3 protein-coding genes are annotated in these 1,913 nt (G+C 76.8%); 2 read left to right on the forward strand and 1 reads right to left on the reverse strand.

The genetic code is table 11. The features are described 5' to 3' along the window. Together HMPREF3099_RS05415 and HMPREF3099_RS05420 are read left to right on the forward strand one after the other, a co-directional pair. On the forward strand, positions 1–683 hold a 683-nt coding region (locus HMPREF3099_RS05415; RefSeq protein WP_371327510.1), incomplete at its 5' end, for a CinA family protein. Continuing rightward, the gene (locus tag HMPREF3099_RS05420; protein WP_070704989.1) at positions 643–969 is read left to right on the forward strand and encodes a helix-turn-helix domain-containing protein; all 327 of its coding nucleotides are present in this window, start codon (positions 643–645) and stop codon (positions 967–969) included. The genes HMPREF3099_RS05415 and HMPREF3099_RS05420, both read left to right, overlap by 41 nt. 1 nt (position 970) lies before the next feature. Here HMPREF3099_RS05420 and HMPREF3099_RS05425 read toward each other — a convergent pair whose 3' ends face one another. Next, positions 971–1,762, reverse strand: a complete 792-nt coding sequence (locus HMPREF3099_RS05425) for a DNA-formamidopyrimidine glycosylase family protein (RefSeq protein WP_070704992.1) — start codon at positions 1,760–1,762, stop codon at positions 971–973. Positions 1,763–1,913: the final 151 nt, after the last annotated feature.

A 1,913-nucleotide genomic window follows, 5' to 3' on the forward strand; every position in this document is an offset into this window, starting at 1 on the left:
GCCCCCCGCCTGTGGAGCCGCGGCCGGCGGGGCACCGCGTGACCGACCCGGCGACGCCCGGCGGGGAGCCCGTGACCGACCTCGCCCGCGCGGTGGTGCAGCGGATGACGGCCCGCGGGCTCACGCTCGCGGTGGCCGAGTCGCTCACCGGCGGCCTGGTCTGTGCGGCGCTCACCGACGTGCCGGGCTCCTCGGCGGTGCTCCGCGGGGGCGTGGTCTCGTACGCCACGGAGCTCAAGGCCTCCGCGCTGGGCGTCGATGCCGGGCGGCTGGCCCGGACCGGGCCGGTGGACGGGCTCGTGGCCGAGCAGATGGCCCTGGGCGCCGCGGCCTGGGGCGGTGCGGACCTGGCGGTGGCGACCACCGGCGTTGCCGGCCCGGGACCCGCCGACGGACACCCCGCGGGCACGGTCTTCGTCGGCCTGGCATGGCGCGGGGACGGCGGGGAGGCGGCCGAGGGGGGTGCCGGGGAACACCAGGCCACCCACCGAGCGTTCCACTTCCCGGGCGACCGCGCCGCGGTGCGCCGGCAGAGCGTGGGGGCGGCTCTGCAGGAAGTTCTCAGGCAACTAGACTTGGCTGATCCCCTCGGGTCCCGTCGACCTGACGGCCCCGACCACCGACGAGACGCAGGAGGCGCGCATGGTGATCATTCGACGCGAGGTCGGCGACGTCCTGCGTGAGCGCCGCCGCGAGCAGGGCCGCACGCTGCGCCAGGTGTCCTCGGACGCCTCGGTGTCGCTGGGCTACCTCAGCGAGGTGGAGCGCGGTGAGAAGGAGGCCAGCTCGGAGATGCTCGCCACCATCTGCCGTGCCCTGGACCTGCCGGTGAGCCAGATGCTCAACGACGTGGCCGTGCGCGTGGCCATCGCCGAGGCCGAGGAGGCCGTGAACGTGCCGGACTCGCCGGCCGACATCCGCCCCGGCGGCCCCCGCGAGCAGGTGCTGCGCCCGACGCCCGTCGGCTGAGTCAGCGCGGGTGGCTGCCCTGGCAGGTGGGGCAGTGGAAGAGCACCCGGTCCGTCGGGGGCGTGCCGAGGGGGTCCACGCGGACCGGCGTCCCACAGCGCAGGCAGGGGCGCCGTGCCCGGCCGTGGACCCAGGTGGGCTCCCGCAGGCTCGGCGGCGTGGTGCGTTGCACCGCCCGTGAGCAGTTGGCCACGAGGGCCGACCGTGCCGTGGTGAGCACGGCCGTCAGGGTCTCCCGCGGCAGCGAACCCGCCCCGGCCCACGGGTCCACCCGCCGCAGGAAGAGCGACTCGGCAGCGTAGAGCGTGCCGATGCCGCAGGCGAGCCGCTGGTCCAGCAGCGCCTCGCCCACCGGGCGGTCGCCCTGGGCCGCGTAGGCGTCGAGCACCACCTCGAGCTCCGTCTCCCGCCCCAGCAGGTCCGGCCCGAGGTGGCCCACCAGCGTGTGCTCCTCGCGGGTGGGCACGAGGTCGAGCATCCCCAGCGACGCGCCGACGGCCACGTGCTCGGCGCTGGCCAGCACGGCGCGCGTGGTGCCGGGCAGCCGCGCCGGCCCGGGGACGGGGTGCACGCGCCAGGAGCCCTCCATGCGCAGGTGGGAGTGCAGGGTGCGGCCGTCGTCGAGGCGGTGCAGCAGGTGCTTGCCGCGGGCGACGACCTCCAGGGTGGTGCGGCCGGTGAGGTCGACCGTGGCCAGCGACGGCCAGCGCAGGTCGCTGCGGGTGAGCTCCCGTCCGGCCAGGGCGAGGTGGAGCCGGCGTGCGGTGCGCCAGACGGTGTCGCCCTCAGGCACGCAGCCTCCAGCCCTTGGGGGTGGCACCGAAGCCGGCCTCCTGCAGCGCGGCGACCAGCGGCGACTCGCTGCGCAGGGCGGGCTCCCCGTCGATCGTCTCCATCGAGAGCCCCGCGATGCGGCGTGCGGTCACCGCGTCGGCGGCGGCGCG

It is taken from the genome of Kytococcus sp. HMSC28H12, from assembly GCF_001816045.1.
GTDB lineage: Bacteria > Actinomycetota > Actinomycetes > Actinomycetales > Dermatophilaceae > Kytococcus > Kytococcus schroeteri.

Bases quoted from the DNA above. Each gene is read 5' to 3' on its own strand.
- HMPREF3099_RS05420 (WP_070704989.1), top strand. From the start codon at position 643: ATGGTGATCATTCGACGCGAGGTCGGCGACGTCCTGCGTGAGCGCCGC.